Annotated in this window: 18 protein-coding genes and 1 tRNA gene; 7 read left to right on the forward strand and 12 right to left on the reverse strand. The window is 70.8% G+C overall.

What is annotated here, in order from left to right; all coding sequences use genetic code 11:
- Genes ACFY2Q_RS03055 through ACFY2Q_RS03075 form a run of 5 tightly spaced genes read right to left on the reverse strand, consistent with a single transcriptional unit; the run spans window position 1 to window position 5773 of the window.
- The gene (locus ACFY2Q_RS03055; RefSeq protein ID WP_387127013.1) at window positions 1–1506 is read right to left on the reverse strand and encodes a peptidoglycan D,D-transpeptidase FtsI family protein; all 1506 of its coding nucleotides are present in this window, start codon (window positions 1504–1506) and stop codon (window positions 1–3) included.
- Complete coding sequence (locus ACFY2Q_RS03060) at window positions 1503–2993, reverse strand: FtsW/RodA/SpoVE family cell cycle protein (RefSeq protein ID WP_387127015.1); 1491 nt, start codon at window positions 2991–2993, stop codon at window positions 1503–1505. Before ACFY2Q_RS03060 ends, ACFY2Q_RS03055 begins: the two co-directional genes overlap by 4 nt.
- A gap of 30 nt (window positions 2994–3023) precedes the next feature.
- Window positions 3024–4496 carry a protein phosphatase 2C domain-containing protein gene (locus tag ACFY2Q_RS03065; RefSeq protein ID WP_387127017.1) on the reverse strand — a complete coding sequence of 491 codons (1473 nt, stop codon included), beginning with the start codon at window positions 4494–4496 and terminating at the stop codon, window positions 3024–3026.
- Entirely contained in the window at window positions 4493–4978 is a 486-nt protein-coding gene (locus tag ACFY2Q_RS03070; RefSeq protein WP_357003318.1) for an FHA domain-containing protein, read from the reverse strand. The genes ACFY2Q_RS03065 and ACFY2Q_RS03070 overlap by 4 nt, the downstream gene beginning before the upstream one ends.
- Window positions 4979–4984: 6 nt before the next feature.
- The gene (locus ACFY2Q_RS03075) at window positions 4985–5773 is read right to left on the reverse strand and encodes an FhaA domain-containing protein (protein ID WP_387127019.1); all 789 of its coding nucleotides are present in this window, start codon (window positions 5771–5773) and stop codon (window positions 4985–4987) included.
- A gap of 207 nt (window positions 5774–5980) precedes the next feature.
- Between ACFY2Q_RS03075 and ACFY2Q_RS03080 the strand changes: the two genes are divergently transcribed.
- The 3 genes from ACFY2Q_RS03080 (at window position 5981) to ACFY2Q_RS03090 (ending at window position 8079) form a co-directional block, all read left to right on the forward strand.
- Window positions 5981–6066 (forward strand) — tRNA-Leu (locus ACFY2Q_RS03080).
- Window positions 6067–6202: 136 nt separating this feature from the next.
- Window positions 6203–7276: an NAD-dependent epimerase/dehydratase family protein gene (locus ACFY2Q_RS03085; RefSeq protein ID WP_387127021.1), complete on the forward strand. Its 1074-nt coding sequence runs from the start codon at window positions 6203–6205 to the stop codon at window positions 7274–7276.
- Window positions 7273–8079, forward strand: a complete 807-nt coding sequence (locus ACFY2Q_RS03090) for a WecB/TagA/CpsF family glycosyltransferase (RefSeq protein ID WP_387127023.1) — start codon at window positions 7273–7275, stop codon at window positions 8077–8079. The genes ACFY2Q_RS03085 and ACFY2Q_RS03090 overlap by 4 nt, the downstream gene beginning before the upstream one ends.
- 71 nt (window positions 8080–8150) lie before the next feature.
- On the opposite strand, the gene ACFY2Q_RS03095 is transcribed toward ACFY2Q_RS03090, so the two are convergent.
- Window positions 8151–9707 carry a S8 family serine peptidase gene (locus tag ACFY2Q_RS03095; protein ID WP_387127025.1) on the reverse strand — a complete coding sequence of 519 codons (1557 nt, stop codon included), beginning with the start codon at window positions 9705–9707 and terminating at the stop codon, window positions 8151–8153.
- Window positions 9708–9922: 215 nt separating this feature from the next.
- On the opposite strand from ACFY2Q_RS03095, the gene ACFY2Q_RS03100 reads away from it, so the two are divergent.
- Complete coding sequence (locus tag ACFY2Q_RS03100) at window positions 9923–10522, forward strand: hypothetical protein (RefSeq protein ID WP_387127027.1); 600 nt, start codon at window positions 9923–9925, stop codon at window positions 10520–10522.
- Here the strand turns inward: ACFY2Q_RS03100 and ACFY2Q_RS03105 are convergent.
- From ACFY2Q_RS03105 to ACFY2Q_RS03115, 3 genes are all read right to left on the reverse strand, one after another.
- Window positions 10490–10891, reverse strand: coding sequence for a hypothetical protein (locus ACFY2Q_RS03105; RefSeq protein ID WP_387127029.1), 402 nt, complete (start codon window positions 10889–10891; stop codon window positions 10490–10492). The two genes, ACFY2Q_RS03100 and ACFY2Q_RS03105, sit on opposite strands and share 33 nt — an antisense overlap.
- Window positions 10892–11103: 212 nt before the next feature.
- On the reverse strand, window positions 11104–11325 hold the full coding sequence (locus ACFY2Q_RS03110; RefSeq protein ID WP_357003303.1) for a DUF397 domain-containing protein: 222 nt from the start codon (window positions 11323–11325) through the stop codon (window positions 11104–11106).
- Window positions 11295–12170, reverse strand: coding sequence for a helix-turn-helix transcriptional regulator (locus ACFY2Q_RS03115; RefSeq protein WP_053651784.1), 876 nt, complete (start codon window positions 12168–12170; stop codon window positions 11295–11297). The genes ACFY2Q_RS03110 and ACFY2Q_RS03115 overlap by 31 nt, the downstream gene beginning before the upstream one ends.
- A 620-nt stretch (window positions 12171–12790) precedes the next feature.
- Here ACFY2Q_RS03115 and ACFY2Q_RS03120 point away from each other — a divergent pair.
- The gene (locus ACFY2Q_RS03120) at window positions 12791–13075 is read left to right on the forward strand and encodes a hypothetical protein (RefSeq protein WP_387127031.1); all 285 of its coding nucleotides are present in this window, start codon (window positions 12791–12793) and stop codon (window positions 13073–13075) included.
- A gap of 98 nt (window positions 13076–13173) precedes the next feature.
- Window positions 13174–13605, forward strand: a complete 432-nt coding sequence (locus ACFY2Q_RS03125; RefSeq protein ID WP_387127034.1) for a hypothetical protein — start codon at window positions 13174–13176, stop codon at window positions 13603–13605.
- Between the two features lie 7 nt (window positions 13606–13612).
- Here the strand turns inward: ACFY2Q_RS03125 and ACFY2Q_RS03130 are convergent, their stop codons facing one another.
- Complete coding sequence (locus ACFY2Q_RS03130) at window positions 13613–14500, reverse strand: PASTA domain-containing protein (RefSeq protein WP_387127036.1); 888 nt, start codon at window positions 14498–14500, stop codon at window positions 13613–13615.
- A gap of 190 nt (window positions 14501–14690) precedes the next feature.
- A complete protein-coding gene (locus ACFY2Q_RS03135; protein WP_387127038.1) occupies window positions 14691–15389 on the reverse strand; it encodes a PASTA domain-containing protein in 699 nt (232 codons plus the stop codon).
- Between the two features lie 122 nt (window positions 15390–15511).
- Between ACFY2Q_RS03135 and ACFY2Q_RS03140 the strand changes: the two genes are divergently transcribed.
- Window positions 15512–16972: a hypothetical protein gene (locus ACFY2Q_RS03140; protein ID WP_387127040.1), complete on the forward strand. Its 1461-nt coding sequence runs from the start codon at window positions 15512–15514 to the stop codon at window positions 16970–16972.
- Between the two features lie 64 nt (window positions 16973–17036).
- Here ACFY2Q_RS03140 and ACFY2Q_RS03145 read toward each other — a convergent pair whose 3' ends face one another.
- Window positions 17037–18515 (reverse strand): glutamate--cysteine ligase, encoded by a 1479-nt coding sequence (locus tag ACFY2Q_RS03145; RefSeq protein ID WP_387127042.1) that lies wholly within the window; start codon window positions 18513–18515, stop codon window positions 17037–17039.
- Window positions 18516–18577: the final 62 nt, after the last annotated feature.

The raw sequence follows: 18577 nt of genomic DNA on the forward strand, positions 1-18577 counted from the left end.
TCAGCGACCCCCGGGATCGAGGATGGCGGCACGCATGATCTGGCCCGCGATTCGGGCGGCCTCGGCGCTGCCGCCGCTGCCGGCCTGCTCCAGCACCACACACACCGCCGAGACGGGTGTGCCGTTCTTGTCCAGTGCGAAACCGATGAACCAGCCGTGGTCGGGCCGGTCCGGGGCGGACTGCGCGGTGCCGGTCTTGCCGCCGACCGTGTAGCCGCTGATCGCGGCCTTCCGCCCGGTGCCGTTCTGGACCACGCTGACCATCATCTCGCGCAGGTCGCCGGCGACCTGGCCGTTCACCGGCTGGCGCAGCTCCCGCGGCTTGGCGGTGTAGTAACTCGTGGTCCGGTCCGGAGCGAGCAACTGCCGGACCAGGTACGGCCGCATCTGGCTGCCGTTGTTGGCGACCGCGCCAGCGATCATGGCGCCTTCCAGCGGGGTCATCCGGACGTTGTTCTGCCCGATCGAGGACTGGGCCAGCGCGGCCGGGTCGGTGCTGCCGTCCGGGTTCTGCATGTCCCCGGTCCGGCTGGCCGCCGTGGGGAGGCCGCCCTCGCCGAGCTGGCCGACGGTCAGGTCCTCCTGCTCGAAGCCGAACTGCCGCGCCTTCTCCTTGATGGTGTCGGCGCCGAGCCGTACGCCGAGCTGCGCGAACCCGGTGTTGCAGGATTCGGTGACCGCCTCCATCAGGCTGACCTGCGATTCGGGGCAGATCGACGGGGCGGCGTTGCGGATCGGGCTGCCCGAGGTGGGCGGGGTGTAGCTCGACCCGGCGGGGATCTGGGTGCTCTTGCCGATGCCGTTCTCCAGCGCCGCCGCGGCCACCACGACCTTGAAGGTCGAGCCCGGTGGCAGCGTCTCGCCGAGCGCACGGTTGTTCAGTGGGCGGTCCGGATCCTGTTCGAGCTTGTTGAACGCCGCCGCCGCCTCATTGGTGTTGTGGCTGACCAGCGGGTTCGGGTCGAAGCTGGGCATGGACACAAGCGCCTGCACCGCACCGGTACGCGGGTCGATCGCGATCGCCGCGCCCCTCTTCGCCCCCACCTGGTTGTTGCGCATCTGGTCGTACGCCACGTCCTGCGCCCGCTTGGAGAGCGTGAGCAGCACGTTGCCGCCACCGGTCTCGTCACCTGTGAACAGGTCCTTGAACCGGTCGCCGAACAACTGGTCGCTGGTGCCGGCCAGGAAGTCGTTCTCCACCCGCTCGATGCCCTGATCGGCCAGGTTGACCGGCTTGTAGCCGAGCACGTGGGCGTACTTGGCGCCACCCGGGTAGGTGCGCTGGAACTTCAGCTTGCCGGTGGTCTCCTTGCTGGTTGCCAGCGCGGTGCCGCCGGCCTCGATGTTGCCGCGCTTGCGCTTGTAGTCGGCAACCTGGACCCGACCGTTGTAGTCGCTGGTGCGGTATTCGTCGGCCTTGTACGCCTGGATCCAGTTGAGGTTGGCGAAGAGCAGACCGAAAAGGACCATGACGACGACACCGACCCGGCGCAGGGGTGCGTTCACGGCCTGATCACCTCCGTGGGAGCACCGTGCAACTGCTCGGGCGGGCCACCCGCTGGTCGGGCCGCCTTGCCGCCACCGCCGGTCACCGGCCGGCGTGCGCCGTCGGAGACCCGCAGCAGCACAGCGACGAGCAGCCAGTTGGCCATCAACGACGAGCCACCGGCGGACAGGAACGGGGTGGTCTGACCGGTGAGCGGGATGAGCTTGCTGATGCCGCCGACGATCACGAAGACCTGGAGGCCCAGGGTGAAGGCGAGACCGCCGGCGAGCAGCTTGCCGAACGAGTCGCGCACCGCGAGCGCGGCGCGCAGGCCACGCTCGACGATCAGCAGGTAGACCACAAGCAGCGCGGAGAGGCCGAAGAGGCCGATCTCCTCACCGATGCCGGCGAAGATGAAGTCGTTCTGGACCTCGGGCAGGATGTCCGGCTGACCACCGCCCGGCCCGGCGCCGAAGAGCCCACCCGTACCGAGGGCGAGCAGGCCCTGGACGAGCTGATAGCCCTTGACGTGCGGATCGGCGAACGGGTCCAGCCAGATCTCCGCGCGCACGTAGAAGTTGGCGAACGGGCCACCGACAGTCGAGCCGAGGAGGTAGGCGAGGTAGGCGCCCCCGAAGAAGAGGATCAGACCGATCAACAGCCAACTGACCCGTTCGGTGGCGATGTAGAGCGTCACCACGAACATGCCGAAGTAGAGCAGCGAGGTGCCCAGGTCCTTCTCGAAGACCAGCACCAGGACGCTGATCAGCCAGACCACAACCACCGGGCCGAGGTCGCGCCCGCGCGGGAAGTCGATGCCGAGGAACCGCCGGCTGGCCAGCGACAACACCTCGCGCTTGCGCACCAGGTAATAGGCGAAGAAGACAAGCAGCGCCAGCTTGGCGAACTCACCCGGCTGGATGGAGAAGCCACCGACCCGGATCCACAGCTTCGCGCCGTTGATCTCGGAGATGCTGCTGGGCAGCACCGCCGGGAGCATCACCAGCACGATGCCGGCAAGCCCCAGGGTGTACGCGTACCGGGAGATCGAACGGTGGTCGCGCATGATGGCAAGCAGGGCGGCGGCGAGGATCACCGAGGCGAGCGTCCAGGCCAACTGCCGGCCGCCGATACCGGCGAAGGTGGCCAGGCCCTCCCGGTCGGCCACCGCGGCCTCGCCCAGGTCGATCCGGCGCAGAAAGCCCACCCCGAGACCGTTGAGCAGGGCCACCGCCGGCAGCAGGGCCGGGTCGGCGAACGGGGCGAGGAACCGGATCACCAGGTGCAGGCCGAGGAAGACCGCGCCGACCGCGGCAGCGGGCATCCAGAAGTCCGGGGTGACCGTGTCCAGCAGGTTCGCCTCGACGGTCGCCATGTACGCGGCCACGATCACCATGGCCAGCAGCAGCAGGGACAGCTCGGCGTTGCGGCGGGACCGGGCCAGGCGTACGCCGGAATCCCCGCCCGTGGTGGCGGGCGAGGGTGCCGGTGTGGCCGCTACGGTCACAGGTGGAGTCCTTGGGATCTCAGCCGACGCTCACTCAGGAGACCGGCAGCCGGCCGGATCAAGCACCGGCGGTGTCGAGTCGGAGGGCGTGGCGTCGGATGGGGAGGTCAGATCGGTTACGCCGGCAGCGGCGGTGGCCGCGATGGTCGGACTCACGACCCCGTCGGGGGTCGCCGGCGGGCCGGCGCTGGGGCTGCCGTTCGGCGACGGCGTCGTCCCGGGCAGGGCCGCTGTCGACGTGGGCGTCGGCGTGCCGCCCACCGCTGTCGGGTCGGGCGGACAGATCGGCTTCAGGTTGGGATTGCTCGGGGTGTCGCTCGTCAGCTCGGCGAGCTGACGCTCGGCGTCCGGCTCACTCTTGGCCCGGATGCCCACCTTGACGGTGTCCTGAGCGGCGACGGTGAGGTCGTCCAGCCGGGTGCCGCTGGTGCGGTGCACGGTGGAGAGGTCCATCCCGGCGATCTGCCCCTGGATGCCCCGGAAGACCGCGACCTGACCCTCCTCGGTGGCACCCACGTAGTACTGGCGCTGCGTGTACGTCCAACCGGCGAAGAGCCCACCACCGAGGATCACCAGCAGGGCCAGCGCCATGGCGGTGGCCCGCACCGGCCGGTGCTTGCGCCGCTCCGGCTCGTCGTCCGAGGCCGCCGGCTCCTCCGGCACTGGCGGGCGCGGGGCGGACAGCGCCGAGGCCCGGGCGGCCGGTGTCGAGTTGTCGGCCGACGTGGCCATGCCCCGGTCCCGGGCGGCGGCGCCACCGACGATCGGGGTCGCCTCGACGATGTCGTGGTCGGTGGCGTCGGCGATGATCACCGTGATGTTGTCCGGACCGCCGCCGCGCAGCGCGAGTTGGACCAGCCGCTCGACGCACTGCTGCGGGTCGGTGTATTCGCGGAGGGAATCGCCGATGGTCTCGGCGCTCACCACGCCCGAGAGGCCGTCGCTGCAGATCAGGTAGCGGTCGCCGGGCAGCACCTGGCGCACCGAATATTCCGGGTCGATGTCCCGGCCGTCCAGGGCGCGTGTCAGCAGCGAGCGCTGCGGGTGGCTACTGGCCTCCTCGGCGCTGATGCGGCCCTCGTCGACGAGCATCTGGACGTACGTGTCGTCCTTGGTGATCTGGGCGAACTCACCGTTGCGCAGCAGATAGGCCCGCGAATCGCCGATGTGGACCATCCCCAGCTTGCTGCCGGAGAAGAGGGTCGCCGTCAGCGTGGTGCCCATCCCCTCCAACTGCGGGTTGGCGTCCACCGTGTCGCGGAGCTGTTGGTTGGCGGTGCCCACGGCCGAACGCAGCGCGTCGACAAGTGCGTCCCCTGGGACGTCCTCGTCGAGCGGCGCCATGGCACCGATGACGATGTTGCTGGCGACGTCACCGGCGGCCATGCCGCCCATGCCGTCGGCAACGGCGAGTAGCCGCGGCCCGGCGTAGACGGAGTCTTGATTGCCGTCACGGATCAGACCGCGGTCGCTGTGGGCCGCATAGCGCAGGGTCAGAGTCATGGCCGTAATTCGAGGGAAGTGCGGCCGATCCGGATCGGCACGCCGAGGGGGACGGGGGTTGGTCCGGTGACCTTAGCGCGATCGAGGTACGTCCCGTTAGTCGAGCCGAGGTCCTCGACGAACCACTGCCCCTCGCGCGGCATGAGCCGGGCGTGCCGCGCGGAGGCGTAGTCGTCGGTGATGACGAGCGTGGAATCCTCGGCCCGACCGATGGTGATCTGCGCTTCGCCGAGGGTGATCCGGGTGCCGGCCAGTTGGCCGGCGGTCACCACCAACTGGTGGGCCGCCCGCCCCCGCTTCACCTTGGCTGGTTTGGCCGCCTGCCCCGTCGATGCGCCGACCGCGCGTGGTGCCGCCACCAGGCGACCGGACCGGGCTCCCGCGAAGAGGTCCCGGCGGATCACGCCGACCACCGTGAACACGAAGATCCACAGCAGGATCAGGAACCCGAACCGGGCAACGGTGATGACCAGTGCCGGCAAGGCGGCTCAGCCGTCCACGCGGAAGGTCAGCGTCGTGGTGCCGAGCTGGACCATGTCACCAGGGTTCAGGGCGACGGCCGAGACCCGCTGGCCGTTGACCATGGTGCCGTTTGTGGAACCCAGATCGGTAAGCACGACCTGGCCGCCGTCGAAATCCAGCCGGGCGTGTCGCCGGGAGATGCCGACGTCGGGCAGGCGCAGGTTGGCCTGGTCACCGCGACCGATCACCGTCGACCCCATTTGGAGGGGGTAGGTGCGACCGTCGCCGGAGACCAGCCGCACGTTGCGCCCGCCACCGTGCCCGGGCGGCGGACCGTAGCCCCCACCCTGGTCGTACGCGGGGTAGGCGGGCGGGCCGGCGTCGTAGCCGGGTGCCGACACGGGGGCTACCTCGCCGCCGGTGTAGACCTCGGCGGTGACCCGGAACATTCCCGTGTCCAGGCCCTCACCCCGCTCGATCTCGACGATCACGTCGCCGTAGACCGTCCAGGCCTGCTCGCCGATGAACTCCGCCTGCGACTGGGCCAGTTCCTGGGCCAGCGCGGCGGCGTACGGCGCGAGACGGCCGTGGTCGAACGGCGATAGATCGATCACATAGCGGTTGGGCACCAGCGTTCGCCCACCGGCCAGGATCGCCTTGTGCGCCTCAGCCTCCCGCTGCATGGCATTGAGGATCTCCACGGGGTGGACCACCCCTTTGAAGACCTTGGCGAAAGCCCCTTCGACCAGGCCTTCCAGACGCTTCTCGAAGCGTTGCAGCACGCTCACCGGCTCCTCCTCGGGTCCCGAGGACATGATGGTATCCGGCCGGCGCGCGCGCAGCTCACACGCCGCTCGGCCCGCCTGCTCCCAGCCTGTTCGGAAGGCCGGGACTGCCGTGCTACTCTTTCGACCGCCACGAACGGTAACCGGTCGTGGCGAGCACCGGAAACACCACGTCTCACCGGAACCCTGTTGGATGCAACGGGCTCGGTTCGGCTAGAGTGGTCCGGGTTGTGCCACGGGGATGTGGCGGAATGGCAGACGCGCACGGTTCAGGTCCGTGTGCCCGAAAGGGCGTGGGGGTTCAACTCCCCCCATCCCCACCAAAATGACGAGGGCTCCGCTGATGCGGGGCCCTTCCGTCGTTCCGCCGAATGCGGGACCCTTCCGTCGTATCGGGGCGTGCCGGGCATCACGCTATGCTCCGATGGTTTCTGCCTCCGAATGGACCAGGAGTGGCGTGTGACTGTCGCGTTGGTGACTGGCTCGGGTGGTCTGATCGGCTCCGAAGCGGTCCGACACTTCGCCGGCCTCGGCCTGGACGTCGTCGGCATCGACAACGACATGCGCCGGTACTTCTTCGGCGAGGACGGCTCCACCTCGTGGAGCCTGGAGCGGCTGAGCCGGGACCTGGGCGACTCCTACACCCACTTCGCGGTGGACATCCGGGACCGCGACGGTCTTGAGCAGGTCTTCAAGAAGTACGGCCCGGACATCGCCGTGGTGATCCACAGCGCCGCGCAGCCGAGTCATGACTGGGCAGCCAAGGAGCCGTACACGGACTTCGACGTGAACGCCGGCGGCACGCTCAACATGCTGGAGAACACGCGGCGGCACGCGATCGACGCGCCGTTCATCCACTGTTCGACGAACAAGGTCTACGGCGACCGGCCCAACAGCCTGCCGCTGATCGAGCTGGACACCCGGTACGAGCTGCCCGAGGACCACCGCTGGTACCAGGGCATCACCGAGGACATGTCGATCGACCACTCGCTGCACTCGGTCTTCGGCGCCTCGAAGGTCGCCGCGGACGTGATGGTGCAGGAGTACGGGCGTTACTTCGACATGAAGACCGCCTGTTTCCGGGGTGGCACGCTGACCGGCCCGGCCCACTCGGCCGCCGAGCTGCACGGGTTCCTGGCGTACCTGATGCGCTGTGTCATGGAGGGCCGGACGTACAACCTGTTCGGCTACAAGGGCAAGATGGTCCGCGACGCGATCCACTCCCACGACGTGTTGACAGCGTTCGAGGCGTTCTTCCGTGCGCCCCGCTCGGCCGAGGTCTACAACCTGGGTGGCGGCCGGCACTCCAACACCTCCCACATCGAGGCGTTCCGGATCGCCGAGGAGATCACCGGCCGCGAGGCGCGGATCAACTACGTCGAGCAGGCCCGCACCGGCGACCACCAGTGGTACGTGAGCAGCATGGGCCGGTTCGAGGAGCAGTACCCGGACTGGAAGATCACGTACGACGTGCCGATGATCCTGCGGGAGATCTATGAGGCAAACGTGGACAAGTGGGTACCGCAGTCATGACCGCACAGACCAAGCGCAATGTGCTCGGTGTCCTCGTCGACGCCACCGACTACTCAGCTGCCACCGACGCGGTGGTGACCGCCGCACACGAGCGGCGTCCGCTCGCGCTCACCGCACTCGCCGTGCACGGCGTGATGACAGGCGTGCTGGACCCGGCGCACAACGCCCGGCTCAACTCGTTCGACGTGGTCACCCCGGACGGGCAGCCGGTGCGCTGGGCGCTCAACCTGCTGCACCACGCCGGGCTCACCGACCGTGTCTACGGGCCGACGCTCACCCTGCACGTGCTCTCCCGCTTCGCCGACGAAGGGCTGCCGGTCTACCTGTACGGCTCGACCGAGGAGACGCTTGCCAAGCTGATCCCGGCGTTGGAGCGGATGTTCCCCGCGCTGAAGATCGCCGGGGTGGAGCCGTCGAAGTTCCGCGCCGTCCAGCCGGGCGAGGACGCCGAGATCGCCGACCGGATCCGGTCCAGCGGCGCCCGGCTCGTCCTGGTCGGGCTCGGCTGCCCGCGCCAGGAGGTCTTCGCGTACGCCATGCGGCCGTTGCTCGACATGCCGCTGATGGCTGTCGGCGCGGCCTTCGACTACCACGCCGGGCTGCTGCGTCAGCCGCCGCCGTGGATGCAGCGCGCCGGCCTGGAGTGGTTCTGGCGGCTCGGTCTGGAGCCGAAGCGCCTCTGGAAGCGTTACGTGATCCTCAACCCCGCATACCTGGCCCGGCTGGCCGGGCAGAAGACCGGCCTGTGGAAGGCCCGCCCGCCGGCCCCGGCCACGGAGCGACCGGCGACGTTCGCGGTCTGACCCCCTCCCGATTTCGCGTACGGCGCGAGGCCCCACCCGAGCGGGTGGGGCCTCGTGTCGTGCGGGACCTGTCAGACGGTCAGGGTCCAGCTGTTGATGTAGCCGGTGTCGGCCGAGTAGACGTCGCGCACCTGTAGGCGCCAGGTGCCGTTGGCGGCCTCACTGGACAGGTTGGCCGTGTACGTGGCGATCACGTTGTCGGCGCTGTCCGAACCGCTGTTCTTCAGCCGGTACGCGCTGCCATCCGGGGCGAGCAGGTCGATGACCAGGTCACCGCGGTAGGTGTGCACGATGTTCACCGCCACCGTGGAGGACGAGGAGGCGTTGCGGGCACATCCGGCGATGGTGATCGAGCTGGTGACGGCCGACCCGGCGTCCGGGATCGTCACGTCGGTGCCGTTGGTGCCGGTGCAGCCGGTGGGAGGCGGCGGCGTGGTGCCACCGGCGCCCACGTAGAGCAGCAGGTTCGGCGAGCCGGTGCCGGGGCTGGTCACCACGCTGGGGGTGGCGTTGGCGACGAGTTCGTTACGGACCTGCTGCGGGGTCCAGCTCGGGTTGGCGCTGGCCACCAGGGCAGCCGCGCCGACCACGTGCGGGGTGGCCATCGAGGTGCCGCTGATCGTGTTGGTCGCGGTGTTGCTGGTGTACCAGGCCGACGTGATGGACGACCCGGGCGCGAAGATGTCCAGGCAGGTGCCGACGTTGGAGAACGACGAACGGGCGTCCGTGTTTGTCGTCGAGCCGACAGTGATGGCCTCGGCGGTGCGGGCCGGCGAGGTGTTGCAGGCGTTCGCGCCGTTGTCGTTGCCGGCCGCGAGGCCGTACGTCACGCCCGACGCGATCGAGTTGCGGACCGCGGCGTCCAGCGAACTGTTCGCCCCACCGCCGAGGCTCATGTTCGCCACGGCCGGCTTGATGGCGTTCTGGGTGACCCAGTCGACGCCTGCGATCACACCGGCGTTGGTGCCGCTGCCGGAGCAGTTCAACACCCGTACGCCGACGAGTTGAACGCCCTTGGCCACGCCGTACGCGGAACCGCCGACGGTGCCGGCGACGTGCGTGCCGTGCCCGTTGCAGTCGTCGGCCGCCCCGCCGTCCACCGCGTCGAAGCCGGAGGTCGCCCGGCCACCGAAGTCGCTGTGGGCGAAGCGGATGCCTGTGTCGATGATGTAGGCGTGCACGTTGCTCGCCGTGTTCGGGTAGGTGTAGGAGCTGTCCAGCGGCCGGTTGCGCTGGTCGATCCGGTCCAGGCCCCACGAGGGCGGGTTGGCCTGCGTTCCGGAGATCGACACGGTGTGGTTCTGCTCGACGTACGCCACATCCGGGTCGGCGGCGATCCGAGCCGCCGCCTTCGCGCTGACGGCGATCTCGAAGCCACGCAGCGCCGCGCCGTAGGTGCGGGCGACCGACCCGCCGTGCCTGCCGGTCAGCCGCTTCGCGGCGTCGCCGACGCGGTCGCGGGCGACGGCGCTGTCCTTGAGGACCACGATGTAGCTGTCCTGGACGGCGGTGGCTCCGCCGGCCTCCCGGACCACGCCGACGGGCTCGGCGGCCAGGGCCGGGGTACCGACGGCCAGCACGGTCGCGGCTGCCACCCCGACAAGTACGGACCTGCGTGGAAGACCCATCTCCCTACCTCCCTCCGACCGGCGGCGAAACCACGACCACCGATCTACTCAATCGACACTTGCCGATCTAGCCGAGGGTAGATCGGTAGGTCGGCCAAAGAAACATGTCGAAACGTCCATCACCTTGATGGGATGGCCCCTACGGGCTGACGTCCGGGGCGAACCGGGGACCGACCCGGATTCGCCGAGCTCCGGATCGGGGAAGACTCTCGAACATGGAGAGTCAGCTCGCGATCCTGTTGCCGGTAGCCGCCGTCTGGCTGGCCGCCGCGGTCCTGGCCGACGGACTGCCCCGGCTGCGCGACACGTCCACGCTGCGCAGGCGCACCGGATGGTTGCTGGCGCTGGCGCTGACCGGCGTGGCGCTCGCCGCTGCGGCGGCCATCGGCGGGCTGGTAAGTGCCGGCACCACCCCTGTCGGGCAGGCCGCCGAGGCGCTCACCCTCGCCATCGGCCCAGCGTTCGTGGTGGCAGCCTGCTCCGTACGACGGATCCGCCGCCTGTGGGCCGGTGCCGGCGCGTTCGAGACGGCACCTGGCACGCCTGCCCCGCACGGGCTGCGCGCCGCCGCGGCACACCCGCTTCTCGGGTTGCCGTTGCAGGTGACCGCCCTGGCGACCGTGCCGGCGGTCATCGCGGCAGCCGGAGCGGACCTCGGCGCCGAGCCTCGGGTCACCGGGCCGGCGATCACGGTCGGCGCGCTCGCGGTGGCCGCCATCGGCGTCCGGCACGCACTCCGGCACAGCCGACTCGCCGAGCGGGCACTTCCGGTTGCGCCACGCTCATCGCGAGCGACCAGCTCCCTGCACGTATAGCAGCTCCAGGATCGCCCGGGTGGCCTCGAACCAGCGGTCCAGCCAGCCCGGCGGCGGCACGCTGCCCTTCGGGGGCAACTCCATGAGCAGGCCGAGCAGCAGCGGGTGGTCGGCCAGCGAACCGGCGGGCTCCATCGGCCAGCCGGTCGGCGGGAACGACGGCTCGACAAGCGGGTTCGGGTCCAGCGACGGCAACGAGAGCGGCGCGTCGGCCCCCTCGGAGTCCGTCGATTCCCGGCCGTTCAACTCCTGCTCGGTCGAGACCACCTCGGTAAGTACGGTGTCCCGACGCGCCCCGCGGTATTTGCCACCGAACCGCTCCGGCTTGCCCGGACCGTTGGTGAGGTTGTCTGAACCGATCGTCGTCATCCGTCTCGCCTACCTCGTTCGGGTGCGGTCGGCGCGGCGGGTCGAGATCCAGCGCCGTACCGACCGGTTCAACGAGGCGGGCGCGCTGTGGCGACGGGATTCCCGGCGGAACCTCGCCGGGACCGCCGAACCGAGCCCTCGGGCAGCCCGGACCGGGACGCGGAAGGTCCCCGCCCGGTCGAGCCGGACGGGGACCTCACCTGACCGTTGGGTCAGGACGTGCTCAACACACCACCCCGGGCGCCGGCGACGAAGGCGTGCCAGTCGCCGGGCGCGAAGACCAGGGCCGGACCGGCCTTGTCCTTCGAGTCCCGAACGCCGACAGCCCCGGTCACGTACGCCACCTCCACGCAGTTGTCGCAGTTCGGCCCGCTCTTCGAGCTCTTGAACCACGTTGCCTGCGTCAGGTCCACGGGGAACCCCTTGGTCGCCATCTCGGCTCCTCTGCCAGTTTTGCGATGTGTGCGACGGACTCCTCCGGACGAATGGCCGCAGCACGGATGTGATCGAAGATGAAGCTGTATTTCTGTAGTTCGTCGCTCTTCTCGAGGAAGAGCCCACCCGTGGCGTTCTCCGCATACACGACATCCGGATCACCGGGCTCGGGGAAGCTGAGGATCGTGAAGGTGCCGTCCATGCCCGCGTGCGCTCCCACCTCGAACGGCAGGATCTGCAGCGTCACGTTCGGCAACTCGGCCACTTCGACCAACCGCCTGAGTTGGCCGCGCATCACCTCGTCCCCGCCCACCGGCCTGCTTACCACCGCCTCATCGAGCACCACCCACAGATCGACCGGATCGTCCTGGGTCAATAACGACTGACGACCCAGACGGACACGCACCCGTTGGTGCACCTGGTCGGCGGTGAAATCGGGGCGGGCGGCGCGGATCATCGCCCCGGCGTACTCCTCGGTCTCCAGCAGACCGGGGACCACCTGCTGCTCGTACGCCCGAATCGAACTCGCGGCGGCCTCCAGCCCGACGTACGCCCCGACCAGCACGGTGCTGTACGGGTGCCACCAGCCCTTCTGCCGCGCCTCCCGGGCGATCTGCACGAGCTCGTCGCTCTCGGCGCCCACCACCCCGTAGATCCGCAGCATGTCCCGCACGTCGCGCGGCGTGGCAGTGGTGTGCCCGGTCTCGATCCGGGAGACCTTCGACGCCGAGCACTCCAACTGCTCGGCGACCACCTCGATGGTTATCCCCGCCGACTCCCGCTGCCGGCGTAGCTCCGCACCGAGCCTCCGCCGTCTGATCGTCGGGCTGCGCCGCTCACTCATCGCGACCTCTGAGTTTCCGGTTCCCACCGCTGGTTGCTCGACCCCACTCGGGCTACCTCCGGTCGACGCGCCGCTGTCTGCCGCCCGCCGGGGGCGCGATGGTCGGCCGGCGGGCGTTCGCGGCGAGGGGTTGGTGCCGGCATCGGACGGCCGCGACGGGCGAAACCGGCCCCCAGTGTGCCGTCCGCACGCGGATGGCTTCAAGCAGCGGTTTGCGTGTCGGACTCACGTATTGGCAAAAGTCGACGTGCAACTTGCATGAAGCACGTCCCTGATGCACTCTGTCCGTATGGCAGGGATCACTCAGCGTCTCGATCCGCTCTCCGGGTGTGGTGACCCCACCGGTCTCGGAGAGTTTTTCGGGGCACGAGCCCGGCCAGCGACGCATAGACCTGCCCCGGGGTGAAGACCCCACCGCTACAAGCCAGCTGGCTGTGGCGGTGGGCGCGGTTCCCCGAAGCAGTCAGGTGATGGTCGGGTGGCGGCACGCCACCAGCGGGTACGGCCCGACCACCGCCACCTCGCACCACCGGCCCACGAGAGCGACCCCGTCACCGGGCCGAGACGTCCCCGCCAAGTCACCGCCGGCACGTCGCCGGCCGACCCTCCCAGGAGCCCATGTGCTTCCCCGCTCCGGTGACGTACTGCATGTGACTCGCGCAGCGAGCGTCCAGTTCCTCAGGCCCATCATGTTCCGGGTGATCCGGGTGCTTGAATGGCCGACCTACGACGGCTGGCTCTGGCTCGACGGCTACGAACTCAACACCGCTGGCGACGCGGTCAACCGACGGTCGATCTTCGTGCAGCGGGACGGGCTGCGACAGGCGCAGGCCGCACCGCAGCCCCGCCAACACACCGTACGGCCCCGGCGACCTGTCGCCCGTACTCCGGTCAGAGTTGGCTGACCAGCGCGAACCGCCACGGGTAGGCGTGCCGTAGCCATAGAATTGGTACGCCCACCCCGGCACCGTTCCACACGCACGTCCCGGACCCTGAGCCTGGGATGGTCATGGTCAATCAGCCCGCCGTGCGGCGGCACCACCGCTCCCGTATCACCTATGCTCTCGGACTCCTCGCCCTGCTCGGGGCAGTGACCACAGTCGTGGTGCTGGCCCGCGACCCGGCGTTGTCGTCCACCCGGCTGGTCACTCCGGTGCCGGCTCCCGAGATCACAGTGGTCGACTCCGACCCGATGGCCTCCGAACCCGGCTGGATCACCGCCGACCCGCCCGAGGGGCGCGCCGACCCGACCGGCCCGGCGGCCGGCGCCGGTGCCGGCGGTCAGTCCGACGGGCACCAGGAGACCGCCGCGGCGGCTCCGGCCGGCCACAGCGCCACGGACGTCCGCCGCTCACTGTTCTGGTCCGGCATCTTCGGCCTCACCATCTCGCTCGCCGGCCTCGGCCTGGTCGGCACCCGCCGCCGGATGTGGTGAGCGCCGGTCACGGCGTGCTCGTCACAGTCGGGCTCGCGCTGGCCGGGCTACTCCCCGTCGACGGCCGGTCCTGCGAGATCACCAGCAGCACCTCGTCGTCGGTCGACACCGGCGTGCCGGCCTCGGGTTCGGTGCTCACCACCGTCCCCGGCGGCAACTCGGACGGGCGGTACACCACCCGATAGGTCAGGCCGAGCCGATCCAGCAGCCCTTCGGCGGTGTCCTGCGCCAAGCCGGTAAGCGGCGGCATCGGCACCTCCTCCGGCGCGGCGCTTGTCGGCGGGCTGCTCGGCGTCGCGCTTGTCGGTGCGGCCGACGTGGGGGCGGCGCTTGTCGGCGCTGCAGTGGTGGCCGGCGGCAGCGACGGAGTCGGTCCGGGGCCGTCGGGGTCGTCGTCCCGCGCGTTCAGCACCACCCAGAGCGCCGCCCCGAGCAGTCCGGCGAAAACCAGGGCGAGCACTCCCCACAGGATCGGCATCCACCAGCGCCGGCCGCCCTGCTCCTCGACGTACCAGCCCTCGCTGGGTTCGGCCGGTCGGGGCGCCCGGACCTCGGCCCGTCCAGCCCACGGCGTCGTCGTCGACCGCTCCACAGGCATCCGAGCCGTCCGGTCACCCGGCTGCCCGAGCGCGGCCCGGTCGATGGGCATTGTCTCGTCCGGGGACGCAGCCCGGTCGATCGGCATCGTCGCGTCCGGCAAAGCGGAGCGGTCGATCGGGGCGGTCGCGTCCGGCGACGGGGTGTGCCCGGCCGCCGCCGCCCGGTCGATCGGCATCGTCTCGTCCGGCGACGCGCCGGGCACCGGTGGCCGCGGTTGGTCGGCTGGAGGTGGCAGAGCGCGCGTCCGGTCGTCATCGGGCTCCCCGGTGGGCGGCTCCTGGCGGTCGTCGCTCATCGCACGTCCTTTCCCGAACCGGGGCGGGCACCATGGCCCTCGACCGCCAACCTAACCGCCCCGGTCGACCTGAGCGGGGATCAAGGGCACGAACCGCGCGCCGCAGGACGCCCGGCCGACTCCGGCAGGGCCGCGTGGGCGTGGTGAACCGAGCGGCTGGGCCGGTTGTGGGATCGGCGCGCGGGGCCGGTCAGGCGGGGGGTTTGGTCGTCGGCTGGTTCGGCGGATCCGACCCGCACCAGATGCTTACCTCGTCGTTCCAGCGAGCCGGGCCGTCCTCGGCCGGCTCCTGCCGACTCACCTCTCCGTCGCGCCCGCTGCGGTAGCGCGGGTAGAGACCCGCCTCGACCAGGTCGTCCGCCGCATCGGCGCAGTCGTCGCCGACCACGTCCGGCACCTCGGCGGGCGGCGGCGGGCCGGCCACCTTAAGTTGCACGGTGGTGCCCCGGGACACCTCGGTGCCCACGGCCGGCGAAGTGCTCTCCACCGTACGGCCGCTGCCGTTGCCGAAGACGAGCCGCCAGCCCAACCGCTGCTTGCGCAACGTGTCGCGAGCCTTCTCGAAGTCGATGCCGACCACCTGTGGCACGGTCAGCCCCGTCCCCTTGGTCGGGGCTGCGGACGTCCGGGGGGCGGAGGGGGTGGTCCGGCTCGTAGCCGGTCGGGACGGGGTGGCCCGACCCGTCGGAGTGGCGGTCGCGCTCGCCACCCCCTGCGCATCCGCTGTGGTGCCGTCGTCCTCGCCGGCCAGCAGCCAGCCGCCCGTCGCACCGACAACCGCGAGGAGCACGGCGACCAGCCCGCCACCGAGCAGAACGCTGGCCCGACCCGCACCACCACCGCCCCGGATGCCGGCGGAATCCTGCCGACCCGTGTTCGCGTCCGTCATACCGCCCACCGCCTCATTACCGGCGACCGTACCGCTCGTCGCCCAACCCCGTTGTGCCGACAGTCCATCCGGCGGGTCGCTGCGACTCGCCGCGCCGACGACGGGACGTTACGCTGCCCCGCATGGCCAGACAGGGCTGGGGAGTATCGATCGCGACGGCGGTCGGGGTCGCTGCTGGCGCGGGTGCCGCGCAGCTCGGCTTCGGCTACGGGCTCGGCGTCATCACGTGGACGCCCACCGATGCCGGGGCCAACGACACGGCCTGGGCGGATGGCCTCGCCTGGGCCACCTGGCTCGCCGCCAGCTCAACGGTGCTGGGTGCGGTCTGCGCGCAGCGGCTGCACCACAGGCGCGTACCCCTTGCGGACCCGACGCCGTCCACTCAGCCGCAACTGGCCCCGGGCAACGAGACCGGCGAGCCGGAGCCGGCGGCGGCTGGTCCGGCGGACGCGGGCACCGACGCGGCTCAGGACGGACCGAGCGCGACTGCCGGTCGGTCGACGCAGGTGGCCGAAACGGTGCCCGGCGAACGCGACGGCCTGCTCCGCAGCTTGGCGTTGGCGCTCGCCGCCGGGCTCGGCGGACTGGTCACCGTGCTGCTGGTCGCGGTGCCGGCACGTGTCGCGGTGGGTGCCGACACAAGCGTGCCGCAGCGGGTCGCCGCTCTGCACGCGGCGCTGGGCATCCTGATCGGCGTCCTCGTCGCCCTCTGGGCGCTGCGCTCGCGGACCGCCGCGCTGAACATCACCACCACGGCCGCCTGGCTCTGGCTGCTCGCGGTGGTCTCGGTGATCGACGGAGTACGCGTCGGACGCGGGCTGACCGGCGCCCAGCTCGGCACCTGGCAGCTCGACCCGGACCACGCGCGGTACTGGATCGGGGGTCAGCTCTACTGGCCCGGTGCGCTGCTGGCGCTCGTGCCCGCGCTGCTGATCGGCGCGCTGGCCGCCCGGCGGGCCGCACGATCGGGCGGGCACCGGGTCGGTGCGGCGGCCTCCGGGGCGGCCGGCCCGCTCCTCGTCGCGCTCGCCTACCTGACCACAGTGCCGCGCTGGGCGACGCTCGGCCCGGCACAGTTCTCCACCCAGCTCATCGCCCCGTACGCGGTGATCGCCGGCATCGGTGGCTCGGTGCTGGTCGCCGTCCTCGCCGAACGTGCCGAGCGGACCCGGGCCGCCAATCGGCGGGCGACCGTGCCGGGGGCACCGTCAGCTCACGCCGGCGCGACACCGGGTGTCGACGCTCGGGCGACCTCGACCGTCGGGACGCTGTCCGAGGCAGGGCCGGCCGAGCCCTCGGACGCATCCTCCACTGGGGACGGCGTGGCCGACGCCACCTCGCCGACGAGCCGGGTGCCACGATCACGGACCCGCGACACCGCCGCACCCCGAGACGTCGACGCGGCCCCGACGCGGGGCGTCGCCGCTCCGCCGCGCCGCGACCGGGCCGGCGTACCCCAGGTGCCCTCGCCCCGCACGGACCCGGATCTCTCGGACCCGGCGGAATCCACCGGCGGCGAACCCACGGAGAGCCCTGCCCCGGCTGGCCGGCGCCGCCGGCCAGCCCGCCCCACCAGCGACTGATCCCGGCCCTGCGGCGTCGATCGCTCCTGCTGGTGGTCCGTGGGAAGCGCGACTGGCGGGATCGTCAGTCGACCGGCCAGGTGTGGACCGGCTCGTTGGAGCGTTGCAGCTCCGCGTAGCGCTGGACCATGTGGTGCAGCGCGGCGGTCCGGTCCATTCCCCGGTGTCGCTCCGCCGCCCAGACCGCCTCGGTCTGCCAGACGGCACCGTTGCGGCCGGTGCGGCAGCGCTGCTCGATGATGCCGAGCAGCCGGTCCCGCTGCGCCGGGTCGACGCCGAAGGTGTCCAGGCCGGTCGCGGCGACGGGCAGCAACTGGTCACGCACCAGCTTGGTGACGGGCACGTCGCCGAGGCGGGGCCAGTGCAGCACGGCGTCGAGGCCGCGCCGGGCGGCGGCGTGGAAGTTCTCCTCGGCGGAGCTGAAGGTGAGCTGGCTCCAGATCGGGCGGTCCGCCTCGGCCATGCCGCGGGCCAGACCGAAGTAGAAGGCCGCGTTGGCCAGCATGTCGACGACCGTCGGGCCGGCCGGCAACACCCGGTTCTCCACCCGCAGGTGTGGGCGGCCGTTCATGATGTCGTAGACCGGGCGGTTCCACCGGTAGACAGTCCCGTTGTGCAGCCGCAACTCGCCCAGCTGGGGCACCCCACCGGCGTGCAGCACCTCCACCGGGTCCTCGTCCTCACAGATCGGCAGCAGCGGCGGGAAGTACCTGACGTTCTCCTCGAAGAGGTCGAAGATCGAGGTGATCCACCGCTCGCCGAACCAGACCCGGGGGCGTACGCCCTGGGCTTTCAGCTCCTCCGGGCGGGTGTCGGTGGCCTGCTTGAACAGGGCGATCCGGGTTTCGGCCCAGAGTTGGCGGCCGTACAGGAATGGTGAGTTCGCTCCGACCGCCACCTGCACTCCGGCGATGGCCTGGGACGCGTTCCAGTAGTCGGCGAAGCTGTCCGGTGCCACCTGGAGGTGGAACTGGAGGCTTGTGCAGGCCGCCTCGGGGGCGATCGAGTCGGTGTGCGTCCGCAACTGCTCGACGCCACGGATGTCGAGTTCGATGTCTTCACCCCGGGCGCCGACGATCTGGTCGTTGAGCACCCGGTAACGCTCGTTTGCGGAGAGGTTGTCCTCGACCAGGTGGCGCTCGGTGAGGGTGGGCAGGATGCCGACCAGGACGATCTTCGCGTCGGACTTGGCGGCCCGCTCGTCGGCCCGGGAGAGGCTGCTGCGCAGGTCGTGTTCGTAGTCGGCGAAACCGGCGCCCTCGATCAGTCGGGGTTCGGCATTGAGTTCGAGGTTGAACTGGCCCAGCTCGGTCTGGAAGAGCGGGTCGGCGATGTCGGCGAGGATCTCCTCGTTGCGCATCGCCGGCTCGGCCGCCGAGTCGACCAGGTTGAGCTCGATCTCCAGGCCGGTCATCGGCCGGTCGGCGTCGAACCCGAAGTCGTCGAGCATCAGGGCGAAGACGTCAAGACATCGCCGGACCTTCTGCCGGTAACGGACGCGGTCCTCCCGGGTGAAGGCGCCCTGCGCGACGTCCCTGCCCATTGTGTCCTCCCGACAGCCGGCGCGGTCGGGATCCTGCCGTCCCGGAAAGCGCATTGTGAACC

This window comes from Micromonospora sp. NPDC000316 (assembly GCF_042898885.1).
Classification (GTDB): domain Bacteria; phylum Actinomycetota; class Actinomycetes; order Mycobacteriales; family Micromonosporaceae; genus Micromonospora.